The organism is Nocardia ignorata NBRC 108230 (assembly GCF_001612905.1).
Lineage (GTDB): Bacteria > Actinomycetota > Actinomycetes > Mycobacteriales > Mycobacteriaceae > Nocardia > Nocardia ignorata.
In genome coordinates, this window is sequence record NZ_BDBI01000008.1 from 215,413 (window position 1) to 226,284 (window position 10,872).

The 10,872-nt window shown below is 66.5% G+C and carries 12 protein-coding genes; 4 read left to right on the forward strand and 8 right to left on the reverse strand.

Annotated elements, in window-relative coordinates; all coding sequences use genetic code 11:
- Positions 1–22 precede the first annotated feature (22 nt).
- On the forward strand, positions 23–601 hold the full coding sequence (locus NI2_RS07555; RefSeq protein WP_133734163.1) for an Rv1733c family protein: 579 nt from the start codon (positions 23–25) through the stop codon (positions 599–601).
- A 37-nt stretch (positions 602–638) separates the two neighbouring features.
- On the opposite strand, the gene NI2_RS07560 is transcribed toward NI2_RS07555, so the two are convergent.
- The gene (locus NI2_RS07560) at positions 639–1,862 is read right to left on the reverse strand and encodes a globin domain-containing protein (RefSeq protein ID WP_067487885.1); all 1,224 of its coding nucleotides are present in this window, start codon (positions 1,860–1,862) and stop codon (positions 639–641) included.
- Positions 1,863–1,962: 100 nt separating this feature from the next.
- Entirely contained in the window at positions 1,963–2,364 is a 402-nt protein-coding gene (locus NI2_RS07565; protein WP_067487801.1) for a hypothetical protein, read from the reverse strand.
- A 424-nt stretch (positions 2,365–2,788) separates the two neighbouring features.
- On the opposite strand from NI2_RS07565, the gene NI2_RS07570 reads away from it, so the two are divergent.
- Positions 2,789–3,766 (forward strand): CHAD domain-containing protein, encoded by a 978-nt coding sequence (locus NI2_RS07570; protein ID WP_067487803.1) that lies wholly within the window; start codon positions 2,789–2,791, stop codon positions 3,764–3,766.
- Positions 3,767–3,791: 25 nt separating this feature from the next.
- Here NI2_RS07570 and NI2_RS07575 read toward each other — a convergent pair whose 3' ends face one another.
- The 5 genes from NI2_RS07575 to NI2_RS35860 all read right to left on the reverse strand — a co-directional run bounded on the left by NI2_RS07575 (position 3,792) and on the right by NI2_RS35860 (position 8,005).
- Positions 3,792–4,565, reverse strand: a complete 774-nt coding sequence (locus NI2_RS07575; RefSeq protein ID WP_067487805.1) for a sulfite exporter TauE/SafE family protein — start codon at positions 4,563–4,565, stop codon at positions 3,792–3,794.
- Between the two features lie 60 nt (positions 4,566–4,625).
- The gene (locus tag NI2_RS07580; protein ID WP_067487807.1) at positions 4,626–5,033 is read right to left on the reverse strand and encodes a DUF302 domain-containing protein; all 408 of its coding nucleotides are present in this window, start codon (positions 5,031–5,033) and stop codon (positions 4,626–4,628) included.
- A 55-nt stretch (positions 5,034–5,088) separates the two neighbouring features.
- Positions 5,089–5,358 carry a metal-sensitive transcriptional regulator gene (locus NI2_RS07585; RefSeq protein ID WP_067487809.1) on the reverse strand — a complete coding sequence of 90 codons (270 nt, stop codon included), beginning with the start codon at positions 5,356–5,358 and terminating at the stop codon, positions 5,089–5,091.
- A gap of 85 nt (positions 5,359–5,443) precedes the next feature.
- On the reverse strand, positions 5,444–7,516 hold the full coding sequence (locus tag NI2_RS07590; protein WP_067487811.1) for an MMPL family transporter: 2,073 nt from the start codon (positions 7,514–7,516) through the stop codon (positions 5,444–5,446).
- A 258-nt stretch (positions 7,517–7,774) separates the two neighbouring features.
- On the reverse strand, positions 7,775–8,005 hold the full coding sequence (locus NI2_RS35860; protein WP_503826286.1) for a DUF8730 family Cys-rich protein: 231 nt from the start codon (positions 8,003–8,005) through the stop codon (positions 7,775–7,777).
- A 73-nt stretch (positions 8,006–8,078) separates the two neighbouring features.
- On the opposite strand from NI2_RS35860, the gene NI2_RS07595 reads away from it, so the two are divergent.
- Both NI2_RS07595 and NI2_RS07600 read left to right on the forward strand, forming a co-directional pair.
- On the forward strand, positions 8,079–9,464 hold the full coding sequence (locus tag NI2_RS07595) for an MBL fold metallo-hydrolase (protein WP_067487813.1): 1,386 nt from the start codon (positions 8,079–8,081) through the stop codon (positions 9,462–9,464).
- Positions 9,465–9,662: 198 nt separating this feature from the next.
- Positions 9,663–10,604, forward strand: coding sequence for a DUF1214 domain-containing protein (locus NI2_RS07600; protein WP_067487815.1), 942 nt, complete (start codon positions 9,663–9,665; stop codon positions 10,602–10,604).
- A 20-nt stretch (positions 10,605–10,624) separates the two neighbouring features.
- Here NI2_RS07600 and NI2_RS07605 read toward each other — a convergent pair.
- The coding region (locus NI2_RS07605) for a glycosyl hydrolase family 65 domain-containing protein (protein WP_157104655.1) at positions 10,625–10,872 on the reverse strand (248 nt) is incomplete at its 5' end.

Below are 10,872 nucleotides of genomic sequence, written 5' to 3' on the forward strand. Positions count from 1 at the left end.
GCTGATGGAGAAGGAAGCCGCGATGACATCGACGACATTCCGTATCGACGCGCTGATGTCGCACGCGCTGCGCTCTTGGCGATGCCGTCCTTGGAACTCCAATCCACTGATGAGATGGCCGGATCGGCTGCTGGCCACAGTTCGGCTGATCAGCGCGATAGCGGTGCTGATCTCGATTCCGGTGGCAGCCGCGGTGGGCACGGTCGTTTACGCCGACGATGCCGCGCGGGTGCGCGTAGAGCGCTCGCAGACGACCGTTGTCGAGGCGCTCGTGCTGGACAGGCCGCACAACACCTCCCTCCACATCCGGGTGGCATCGGCGGCCTGGACCGGTGCTGAGGGTACGACTGTCGGTACCGTGCGGGTCGGCAACCGGGTGGAGAAGGGCGATCGCATCCAGGTGTGGTTGAACCAGTCCGGTGAACCGACCTCCGCACCACGCCCACCGGAAGGCCCGGTGATGAACGGGATCGGCGTCGCGGCCGTGATCATGGTCGGCACCGGTTTCGTCGCCTGGTGTTCGAACGCGCTGACCGAGCGGCTCGTAGCGTGGCGTCGCAAAACGATCTGGGATCAACAGCTTTCGCGATTGGTGGGGTGACAAGCGCGAAAGCTGTTGATCTGCACCGCTCGAGGTCTTACGCCGGGGCGGGCGCCCAGCGATCGGGGCCGAAGACCTCGTAGTGGATCTTCTCGACCGCCACACCCTTGTCCAGGAGCGCATCGCGTACGCCGAGCATGAAGGGAAGCGGCCCGCACACGTAGGCACGGGTGCCTTCGGCGATGGTGATCTCGCCGAGATCGGCGCGGCCTTCGCTGAGCCCGTCCCCGGGTCGACGGGCGCCGAGATCCTCGTACCAGCGATGCATGACGGCGAAGGGCAGCCGGTCGACGAGTTCGGCCAGTTCGGCTCGGTGGGCGTGGCTGCTGGGGGCGCGATCGGCGTGGATCACCGAGATCGGGCGGGTGTCGGCGGTTTCGGCGAGGTGGCTGAGCATGCCCATCATCGGGGTGCATCCGATGCCCGCCGAGATCAGCAGCAGCGGTGCCTCGTCATCGGTGAGTGTCAGGTCACCGAACGGGGTGGTCACGTCGAGCACGTCATCTTCGAAGATGTTGTGGTACAGGAAGTTCGATACCTCACCAGCCGGAGCGATCGAGCCGTCGGGCAGGGTGTGTGCGTCCACGCGCTTGACGGTGATGCGCCAGTCGCCCGCCGAGGGCGCCGAGGAGAGGCTGTATTGGCGGATCTGGCGGGCGCCGTCTTCGAGCCGCACGCCCACCGAAAGGTACTGTCCCGGCGCGTACGACGGGAGGGGGCTGCCGTCGAGCGAGGTGAGTACGAAGGACACGGCATCAGCGGATTCCTGGCGTCGTCCGCGCACGCGAGTCTGCCGCCAGACGTCACCGTCGGCGACACCTGCGGCCCGATACAGCCCGGCTTCCATCCCGATCAGCGTTTCGGCCATCAGCCAGTACAACTCGTTCCAGGCTGCGGCGACCTCGGCTGTGACCGCATCGCCGAGGACCTCGGCGATCGCTTCGAAGAGGTACTTGTGCACGATCCGGTACTGCTCGGGCCGAATGCCCAAGGAGGCGTGCTTGTTCGCGATACGCGACAGAATGAGATCGACACGAGCCTGATCTGGTTCGAGCTGCAGCGCGGCGAAGGCGGCGATGGCGCCGGCGAGCGCTTTCTGCTGGTCGCCCTGCCGCTGGTTGCCGCGGTTGAACAGGTCACGTTCGAGGTCGGGGTTGGCGGCGAACATCGTGCGGTAGAACCGCGTGGTGATGTCCCCGATGGCCGCGCCCACGGTGGGCAGAGTTGTGCGAATGGTTTCCTTCGCGGTGGCAGAGAGCATGTCATTCTCCATTCGTTGCGGCAGGTGCGAAGTCTGTGTCGCTGACCTGAGGTAGGGCGAGAAGTACTGTGCGCGTGGGTGAGCCGACCGAGGCACAACGTCAAGCCCGGCGGAGCAGGTAAGCCAGCAGGCAGACGGTCATACCGAGCAGTCCGAATATCGGTTGCCACCAGCAGAATCGACCGATCACGAACGGCTGGACCATGCCCCATCCCATGAGGACGGCGCCGCTGCAGACGCCCACCATCGAGTCGATCGGGTCCGCGCGCAGAGCGAGAACTGTGGTGGCAGCCGTCGGCGCGCCGATGATCGCGGCCAGCAGCAGCCCCGCCAGGACCGGACTGTTGAACGGCAGGCGCGCGGTGATCTCGTCGCCGAGATCGGCGGCGCCGCCGGCGAGGCCCACGGCGCCCACGAAGGCGGACAGGGCGACGAATCCGGCAGTGCCGACCAGGCCGGCGCGCAGAGCATGACGAGTCCTGCGTTGTTCGAAGGTCGACATAGCATTACTCCCGGTGAGCTATCGGCCCCAGCCGAGCACGTCGGGCAGGTCGGCGCGGCACGCCGGTTACGCCCCTTTGCCGGAGCACAGACCGGTCTGGGGGCACCGCGACTTACCTTGCCCGTGTCAGCCAGTGTGCGCGGACACCTCGCCCTCCGCGACGGCCGTTATGCCTGTTCGGTGAGGACCAAATGCCCTAGGTGTGTCGCCCGCGGTGACGCCGCGCTCGAGGCCGCACGGCGATCAGTTGCGCCGCAGCATCGACGACAGAGTCTCGAGGCGTGCACCGGTAGGCCCTTCGTCCTGGACATCCGCGCCGTGGATCGGGGACCGCAGCGGCCGAACGGCCCTGTTTTCGCGGGAGCCGGGGACGGAATCGTGAAAGGCGGATATCGAACGCCGTTGACACATCGAGGAGATCGTGATGAGCATCGAGACTCGAACGGACGCCGAGGCAGTGCCCGAGGGAGGGCAGGCGCAGGTGAGCCGGATGCTGGCCCGCTATCTGCACGCGCAGCGGGAAACCATCATGGACGGCCAGATCGCCGCGTGCCACGACGACCCGGACTCGGTGGTCGGGGTGGTCAAGGCTGCGCGCCGGGCCCGCTGTGCGCTCAGCGCACACCCGACGGCTGTCCGCAGACAGTCCGAAGTCCGTCGGCTCGTCGAGGAACTGCGGTGGCTCGGCATCACCACCGGCGCGGCGCATGACCTGCGAGCCCAGTCGGCCCGACTACACGCGGCGGTGGATGTGCTCCGCCCGCGATACGTTCGAGGCCCGGTGCGAGAGAGAATGGCGGCCTATTTCGACGTCCGCATCCGTCCGGCGTGGACCGCGGCGCGAGATCTGCTCGCTGCACCCCGGTTCGTGACCGTCGTCGAGGACCTGATGGCCGAAGAGCGGTTGCTGCACACCGGTGTGGTGCCCGGGATCGATGAACCGGACAACTCCGTGGTCCTGGACGCGCTGCTCGGCCGGGTTCGGCGACGGATGCGAAGAGTCGGTTCGGCAAGGGGCGAGGACGCCATCGATGCCGCGATGCACGATCTGCGGAAATCGGTGCGGCGCACCCGGTACTACGTGGAGTCGGTCCGTGATCTGGACCCGTCCCGAAGTGACCAGACCGTGGCGGGCCTGATCGCTGTGCAGGATCTGCTCGGCGAGTACCAGGACGCGGTGGTGGCCAAGCATCATCTGATCCAGCTCACCAGGGAAGCCGAGAACGCGGGGGAGTCCGCGTTCACCTATGGGCTGCTGCTGCAGCGCGAAATCGATCGCACCGCCGAACTCGCCGCGGCACTGCCCGGCACGTACTGGCGATCACTGCGCACTGCCCGTGTCATGGCCGACATCCATACCGGCACCGGCACCGGCGGCGCGGCTCCGCGAAAGACATCGTGAGAGTCACAGAGCAGCGGTGTGGCCGCTAGCGAATGAAGATCACGTCGCCCAGGACGAAGGCCGCCACCGCGAAGATCAAGAAGGCGAACCACCGCTGTAGCCGCGCGACGTCGACTCGTTGTCCATAGCGGCCCGCGAGTAGCGATCCGCCGATGGCCGTAGCGGCGAAGACCGTGGCGATTCGCCAGTCGAGGCTGAGGCCACCGAGGTAGGCGAGGAAACCGGAGGCCGAGTTGGCGGTGACGATCACCAGGGAGGTGCCGATCGCCACCGACATCTCGATGCCGAGCAGCAGGACGAGGGCGGGAACGATGAGGAATCCGCCGCCGACGCCGAACAGGCCGGTCAGGAAACCGACGCCGAGGCCGACCGGAACGGCACGTGAGGTGCATCGACGCCAATCGACGGTCGAGCCCTCCACTCGGCACGCGGTACCGATGCTGTTTTCACTCGCCAGCATCCGAGCTCCGGAGGCGACCATGACGAGCGCGAATCCGGCGAGGGTCAACGCTGGAGGAAGCTGGCGGTTCGCGGCGCTCCCGGCTAACGCGGCCGGCAGTCCGCTCACGGCGAACACGCCGGCGACCCGCCACTGGACTCGGCCGGATCGCATCTTGGGAACAGCGCCCACCAGTGCGGAGAGACCCACCACCAGCAGTGACATCGGAACCGCCTGTCCGAGTGGAATCCCGAGCCCGTAAACCAGCCCCGGCACTGCGAGGATCGACCCACCGCCGCCCAACAGGCCGAGCAGGATTCCGATGACAGCACCCAGCAGCGCGGTGACGAGGATCGTCATCGGTGACTCCTTTCGAGCCCAGGTGCTGCGGTGCCTCGTCCGGGCCCGGCACTCTCGCGGTCAGTCTTCGGCGGTGGTCAATGCATCGATCGCGGACTGCAGGCGGCGGCCCGCGTCGTCGGCGATCGGCGCGAGCGCGGGTTCATCGGTGACCTGCACGAGTAGTTGCGGATTCATTGCCTCGACGTGAACCGTGCCCGGCGCGGCCGGATCCTCGCGCACGATCACATTGCACGGCAGCAGCAATCCGATCTGCCGGTTCACCTCTACAGCTCGGTGCGCCAGCGGCGGATTACAGGCGCCGAGGATGAGATACCGCTCCATGTCGGTGCCGAGTTTGGCCTTCATGGTGGCTTGCATGTCGATCTCGGTCAGTACGCCGAAACCTTGTTCCTGCAAGGCCGCTCGGGTCCGAGCCACGGCTTCGTCGAAGGATGTTGTCAACGTGGTAGACACTGCGAGGTTCATCGGTGATCTCCGTTCTCGTCGGTCCAGGTTGGTGGTCGGGAGCTTGCGGTTTCTGTCAGGCCAGGGCGAGGAAGAGCTTTTCGAGCTCGGCTTCACTCATGGGTTCCTTGCCGTCGGCGGCGTCGCCTGCCAGGCATTCGCGTAGTCCACTGGCGACGATCTTGAACCCGGCCTTGTCCAGTGCGCGCGAGACCGCCGCCAGCTGCGTGACGACATCTTTGCAGTCGCGCCCGTTCTCGATCATCGAGATCACCCCGGCGAGCTGCCCGTGCGCGCGGCGCAGCCGGTTGAGGACCAGCGCGATACTCTCGTCGTTTCCGACCATGACGATTCCTTTCTCGTACCTGACTCCACTATACCCCAGGGGGTATGTGTGGTGCGGTAATCCGCACCACACATGATCTGACCCCTCAGCCGTGCGAAAAGCTGATCTTCGGCAGCGCGCGGCGTAACCAGGCGGGTGTCCACCAGGCGGCGTGACCGGTCAAGCGCAGCAGTACCGGCAGCAGGATCAGGCGGATGAACACCGCGTCCAGCAGCACCGCGACGCCGAGGATGATTCCCATCTCCTTGGGCGGCAACGGCTCGGCGAGCGCGAAGGTGAAGAACACCGCGACCATCACCGCTGCGGCGGCCGCGATGATGCGGCCCGAATGCGCCAGGCCCATGACATGCGCGACGTTCGGATCGCCTGATTCCTCATAGTGCTCCTTCGCCGTCGCGAGCAGGAACACCGTGTAGTCCATCGCGATCGCAAAGATCATCGCGAAGAAGAACACCGGGCCCCAGCCGTCCAGAAAGCCCTGCGGGGTGAAGCCGAGCAGGCTCGCCCCGTGGCCGTCTTGGAAGATCAGCTTGGCTACGCCGAACGCCGCCGCGGTCGAGAGCAGGCTCACCACGGTTCCGAGGACGGCGATGAGGGGAGCCTGGAGCGCGACCAGCAGTAGAACGAAGCCGAGCACGAGGATGACACCGATGATCACCGGCAGATAGTCGTCGAGTGCTTGTTGGAGGTCGAGGTTCTCCGCGGGGGCGCCACCGACCAGTGCACGCGTCGGCAGATCGGCGCGCAAGCGATCGAGGATCGCGCCCATCGCCTCATCCGACGGGTCGACAGCTGGAATCGCCTGGAGCATCACGAGATCGGAGCCGTCGGTGCTCGGCATCGGCGGGGTGACCATGGCGATGCCCTCGGTTGCCCTCGCGGCGGCGGTGATCGCCTCGGCATCGGCGGTGGGGCCGATGATCTGGAACATGCCGGGCGCTCCCTCGCCCATCTGGGCTTGAATCAGTTCGTAGCCCTGGCGCACCGAAGCATCGGCGGGCACGACTTGAATCGAAGGCATGGCCACTTTCAGGCCGAGTACCGGGATCGCCAACGCCGTCAGGGCCAGAAGGGAACCGATGGCGAAGGGCCACGGGTGCCTGTGCAGCAGATTGCCCCAGGATTCGAACCGGGGCGACCGGTGTTGCTGGCGGGTCGCGTAGGGCAACGATCCGGCGTTGATCTTCGGGCCGAGCGCGCCCAATGCCGCCGGAAGCAGCGTCAGCGTGGCGGCGAGGACGAAAGCGACGGCGAGCATGATGCCCACAGCCATGGTCCGCACCGCGGGCGCGGGGACGAGCAACACCGCGGACAGGCTCACCAGCACGGTCAGGCCGGACAGGACCACCGCCTTGCCCGCCGTGTCCATCGTCTCGGCCACGGCGGCACGGGTATCCGCGGCCTTTCGCAGCGCGTCACGAAACCTCGCGACGATGAAGAGGGCATAGTCGATGCCGAGCGCCAGGGCGAACATCATGGCGAAATTCATCGCCCACACCGAGATCGGCGTGGCGGAATTGAGCAGCACCAAGCCGCCCGCGGAGGCAACCAGGCCTGCGAGAGTCAGCAGCAGCGGCAGGCCCGCGGCGACGAGTGATCCGAACGCGAGCACCATGATCGCCAGTGTCACCGGCCAGGACAGCATCTCCGCCTTGATCATGGCATCGTGGTTGGCCTTGTTGAATTCGCTCCACAATGCGGACGCGCCGGTGGGGTAGACCTCGATGTCGTCGGTCGACAGTGCGCTCAGCGTGCTCCCGAGCTCGTCGACCGCCTTGACCATCTCGTCCGTGCTCGCGGCGGCGCCGGCGATCATGACGCCGGTGTGCCCGTCGGGACTGATCGTCATCCCGGGTCGAGGAGCGATGACCTCACCGAAGCGGTCGTCGCCCTGGAATACGGCGATCGCCTCGGTGAGGACCTCCTGCACCGCCGGATCGGACACCAGTGCGGTGTCGGAGTGTACGACTACCTGCACCGCAGCGGAGGAGTTCCCGCCGAAGTGCTGCTGTGCCAGCTCGCGGGCGCGCACGGACTCCGAGCCGTTGGCTTGCCAGCCCGCGCCCGCCAGGGCGTCGAACACGCTCGGTGCCGCGGCGCCGAGGGCGGCCAGCGCGATCAACCACACACCGAAAACCCACTTCGTGTGCGTGGCCATCCGCGCCCCCCAGCCGGCCAGCGCACCGCCTGGCCGCCCCGGCGGGGCGGATTCGTGCCCGCGTTTCGATGTCGTCGGGGTCTGCTCGCCGACGGTTGGGGTATTGCTGCTCAACACAAGACTCCTTATACGGGAGGGGGTATATTCTCGGGCGCGATTCGCCCCGAGGAGTAGGGAATCGGTGGAGGCGCGGCGCCTCAGGCGGTGTGGCCGCTCGTTACTCGGCCGGGCGGCTCATCGTGCCCCCGGCTCGGGTGCTCAGCGGCCCAGGATGCGGCCGAAGATTCCACGGTCGCCGGTGTGGTCGGGTTGTGTCTCGCAGGTGCACCGCCGAGATGCGGGTACTGAGTTCATCACGCCGGCGATGTGCGATCCGCAGCCGCCCCACGTGGTCTTCTTGCAGGTCGAACAGGTGACGGGGTAGCACATGAGCTCCTCCTGGGAAGTGTGGGAATGTGAAACCAAAGATACCCCGGGGGGTACTTGCATACCCTAGGGGGTATATGGCAATCTGTCCACAGCGGCAGCGAGCACGTGTCGTTCGCGGAATGGAGGAAGCGTGATGATTCTCGAGCAGTACTACCTCGAATGCCTGTCCCATGCCTCGTACCTGATCGGCGACGAGAGCACCGGCCGGGCCGTCGTCGTCGATCCGCGGCGCGATGTCACCGAGTATCTCGACGACGCACGGCGATTCGGGTTGACGATCGAAGGCGTCATCAACACGCATTTCCACGCGGATTTCGTCTCCGGGCATCTCGAACTGCTCGAGGCGACCGGCGCGTGGATCGGATTCGGTGCCGCGGCCGAGACCGCCTACCCGATCCGCCGGCTCGCGCACGGCGAACGCGTCTCGCTGGGCGAGGTCGAGCTGGAGGTGTTGTCCACTCCCGGGCACACCTGGGAATCGATCAGCCTGCTGGTGCGCGAAAACCCGACGGCCCGGCCGACGGCGGTGCTGACCGGTGACTCGCTCTTCATCGGGGACGTGGGGCGACCCGACCTGGTCAACCTGGGCGACGGCTCCACCACCGACCTCGCGCGAGCGATGTACCGGACCATCCACGAGACTCTGCTGGCCCTGCCGGACTCGGTGATCGTCATGCCCGCGCACGGTGCGGGCTCCTCGTGCGGGAAGAACCTGTCCGCGGAGCTGACCTCGACGATCGGGGAGCAGCGCAGAACCAATCCGTCGGTGCGGCCGATGAGCGAGGAATCCTTCGTCGCGCTGATCACCGACGGCCAGCCGGCGGTCCCGGAGTACTTCCACGTCGACGCGGCCCTCAACAAGGGCAACCGCGCGGTGCTGGATCCGCACCGTGCGATTCCGGAGTTCACCGCGCGGCAGGTTCGGGACGAATCGGCCTCTGGCACAGTGATCCTCGATGCCCGTACCCCTGAGGATTTCGCCGCCGGGCATCTGCGCGGATCGGTGAATGTCGGTTTCGACGGCCGCTTCGCCGAAACCGGCGGAATGGTGGCCGGGATCGGTGACCGGATCGTACTGATCGCCTATCCCGGCGAAGAACAGGACGCCGCGCTGCGACTGGCCCGCATCGGGTCCGACGAAGCGGTCGGCTACTTCACGGTCGACCACGACGGAGTCTTCCCCGCCGAGCTGGCGGATATCGTGCAGGCGGCACCGCGAACGACCGTCGAGCGGCTACGGCAGCTGCTCGACGCAGACCGGGTCGTCCTCGTCGACGTCCGCAATCCCGGCGAGCGGGAGTTCGGCTACATCCCCGAAGCGAAGCCCATTCCGTTGGCACAGTTGCGTTCCAGGATCGGTGAGCTGCCTACCGGGGTGCCGATCGTGGTGCACTGCGCGGGTGGATGGCGCTCGAGTGTCGCAGCGTCACTGCTTCGCTCGCTGGGCATCGAACAGGTCAGCGACCTGGTCGGCGGCTACAACGCGTGGATCGATCACCGGGCGCCGGCGACGGCCTGACTTCGGCAACGCTGCCGGCCGATCGCTCGCAGTCGAGGGCGAAGGGCGGTGCACTCCTTATCAAGCCAGCGAACGATACGTGGCGCCGGCGAACCTGATCGTCGAACCCCTTATGGTTTTCACCTCTTTCGGGTGAGGAGAGAGAGCACGAGGGAGTGTGATGCTGCATGCACCGGTCCGTCGAGCGAGGAGTATCAGATGAGCACAATGGTCGACGTCGACAACTTCACCAGGGTCGAGACGGACACGATGATCATGAAGATGCTGCCCATCATCGGCGGGCTCGGTGTGTTCCATCACGACCGTGACCTGGCTCCGCTCGACGAGCAACCGGTCATCCGCCAGAATCGCGACACGTTGTACTCGGTCGCGGTCGTCTCGATCGCGGAGACCGGAGCGACACTCGTCGTCCCGGACGCCGGGACGCGGTATCTGTCGGTGATGGTGATCAACCAGGACCACTACATCAATCGGGTGATCCACCAGCCCGGCTCCTACGCATTGAACCGGAGCGAATTCGGCACCGACTATCTCGTGATCGCCGCGCGCATCCTCTTCGACCCCCACGATGCGCGGGATCTCGCCGAAGTGCACCGGCTCCAGGACGGTCTGACACTCGATGTCGGGCCGCAGCGAGAATTCGACTATCCCGACTACGACCGTGCCAGCCATCAACAGGTACGCGAGGCATTGCTGGCGCTGGGCAGGACGATGAACGGCTTCACCAGGTCGTTCGGCAGCGCTGAGGAGGTCGACCCGGTCCATCACCTGATCGGCACCGCGGCGGGGTGGGGCGGCTTGCCGGACGCGGAGGCGGCCTACCTCAATATCGAGCCCGGTCTGCCGGTCGGCCGCTATTCCATGACCTTTCGCGACGTTCCGGCTGATGCGTTCTGGTCGCTGAGCGTCTACAACGGCGAGGGCTACTTCGAACCCGGTCCGAGCGGCGTCACCAATGTCAACTCGGTGTTCGCGGTCACCGACGAGGACGGCGCCACCACGATCCATCTGGGCGAGTACGACGCTTCCGTGCCCAACGCCATCCCTCTCCCCGAGGGCTGGAATCTGCTGATCCGGCTCTACCGGCCGCGGCTGGTAGAGCTGGCCGCGTGGACGGTTCCGGAGATCGAACCCGCGTGACTCCACGTCCGCGCGCGATCTCAGGCTTCGATGTGAACCGCGGTGTCGCAGGGCAGCGGGACGTCCCAGGTCTGCCCGGGCCCCAGGGTGCGCTCCACATCCTCGACGAAGAGGCGGATGGGTGGTGCGGCGCTGGGGTGCAGGCGCAGCGTGACCCGGCTGTGGGTGACGGTGATGGTGATCGGTTGTCCCCGGTAGGAGACTGTGAACTCGGTGCTGTCGAGTTCGGCGGGCAGGACCGGGTGCAGTCGTAGTGTGTCGTGGCGGG

Bases quoted from the DNA above. Each gene is read 5' to 3' on its own strand.
- NI2_RS07560 (WP_067487885.1), bottom strand. From the start codon at position 1,862: ATGCTCTCTGCCACCGCGAAGGAAACCATTCGCACAACTCTGCCCACC.
- NI2_RS07585 (WP_067487809.1), bottom strand. From the start codon at position 5,358: ATGGTCGGAAACGACGAGAGTATCGCGCTGGTCCTCAACCGGCTGCGC.
- NI2_RS07570 (WP_067487803.1), top strand. From the start codon at position 2,789: ATGAGCATCGAGACTCGAACGGACGCCGAGGCAGTGCCCGAGGGAGGG.
- NI2_RS07575 (WP_067487805.1), bottom strand. From the start codon at position 4,565: ATGACGATCCTCGTCACCGCGCTGCTGGGTGCTGTCATCGGAATCCTG.
- NI2_RS07590 (WP_067487811.1), bottom strand. From the start codon at position 7,516: ATGGCCACGCACACGAAGTGGGTTTTCGGTGTGTGGTTGATCGCGCTG.
- NI2_RS35860 (WP_503826286.1), bottom strand. From the start codon at position 8,005: ATGCAAGTACCCCCCGGGGTATCTTTGGTTTCACATTCCCACACTTCC.
- NI2_RS07580 (WP_067487807.1), bottom strand. From the start codon at position 5,033: ATGAACCTCGCAGTGTCTACCACGTTGACAACATCCTTCGACGAAGCC.
- NI2_RS07595 (WP_067487813.1), top strand. From the start codon at position 8,079: ATGATTCTCGAGCAGTACTACCTCGAATGCCTGTCCCATGCCTCGTAC.
- NI2_RS07565 (WP_067487801.1), bottom strand. From the start codon at position 2,364: ATGTCGACCTTCGAACAACGCAGGACTCGTCATGCTCTGCGCGCCGGC.
- NI2_RS07600 (WP_067487815.1), top strand. From the start codon at position 9,663: ATGAGCACAATGGTCGACGTCGACAACTTCACCAGGGTCGAGACGGAC.
- NI2_RS07555 (WP_133734163.1), top strand. From the start codon at position 23: ATGACATCGACGACATTCCGTATCGACGCGCTGATGTCGCACGCGCTG.